The organism is Hyella patelloides LEGE 07179, from assembly GCF_900659865.1.
GTDB lineage: Bacteria > Cyanobacteriota > Cyanobacteriia > Cyanobacteriales > Xenococcaceae > Hyella > Hyella patelloides.
This window is the reverse complement of the sequence record NZ_LR214350.1, coordinates 1-1,070: the sequence shown is the minus strand read 5'-3', so window position 1 is coordinate 1,070 and position 1,070 is coordinate 1. Positions and strand designations below refer to the sequence as shown.

Annotated in this window: 1 protein-coding gene and 1 pseudogene; one reads left to right on the top strand and one right to left on the bottom strand. The window is 35.5% G+C overall.

Annotation, left to right across the window (positions count from 1 at the left end; genetic code table 11):
- A pseudogene (locus H1P_RS39710) lies at positions 1-119 on the bottom strand (dienelactone hydrolase family protein); the annotation flags it as partial.
- A gap of 477 nt (positions 120-596) precedes the next feature.
- Between H1P_RS39710 and H1P_RS33670 the strand changes: the two are divergent.
- Positions 597-1,001, top strand: coding sequence for a hypothetical protein (locus tag H1P_RS33670; RefSeq protein WP_144875872.1), 405 nt, complete (start codon positions 597-599; stop codon positions 999-1,001).
- The last annotated feature ends 69 nt before the right edge of the window (positions 1,002-1,070 follow it).

The window sequence follows — 1,070 nt, the reverse complement described above, 5'->3', positions numbered from 1 at the left end:
TAAATATCAGAGTAAAATAGGATGCCTGGATATTGCCCTTCTGGTTCGGGTGCAGCAACATAAACTCGCATTAAACTGTCATCGACGATTATTCCGATATTAGACTTGCTAATTTGCACTCTAGGGAGTTCCTCGTAACTTCATCTCAAGAAGCTTATCAAAAAAACCGACATTTTTCAAAATAATAACGAGATCGCGCTCTCCAATTTATTAACCTAAAAAATTGCCATGAACGCTTGTATGGAAGCCACGAAATCACAGTAAATCTTAATGGCAAAAATTAGGGGATTGCCAGCAACAAACAAGCAAGAAATGCAACAAACAATGCAACAATTAACAATTATTAACAAGTAAATTGTCTGGGAATATTTCTGATACTATCAAGTCATAAATTTATCTTCAAAAATCATCTCAAATAAGCCCGAACTATCTCGCAGTAATTATTGTTAAAAACTTACTCTAAAGGTCGCAATCAGATAGCAATTAATTCCAATCATCTAGCATCTTCACCAGCAGTAATTGCTAATCAAATCAACAGTATTTTTATTTACTGAAATTAGTCACCAGCTATCTTCGCTCTAGCTTTAGGAAAAATCATGAATTCACAACAAATAGAAACTGCTCTAGACTTGTCAACCCAGCAACCTTTAAATACTCGTTTTCTCAATGTCATTGTTCACTTAAATCCTTGTTTGGATAGAGATGAAACTTTATTGCTTTCCTATTACAAACAAGTCAGAGCCACTTGGTCAACTTCTGCCATTAAAAACTTGCAAAAAACTCATGACATCAAGTTAACGTCGAAGCTCAATCGTTGCCGATTTGCCATTTATGCTGCCCAACTTCAGTTGCAATGGCTCTCATCATCAAGTCATGAAAATCAAGAAGACATTGAAGCTGAAACAATTCCCAGTTCCTCCTCCACAGAAGGGGAGCATCCCATTTTGGTAAAAAGAAAAATAAGAAAGATTCTTAATTCGCGAGTAATACTCGCGAATTAAATAATAAGTGTTGTTTGAAAGCACATCAACTGACTACCATAGAAAGGTAGATTTTGGCAGAGACAAAAA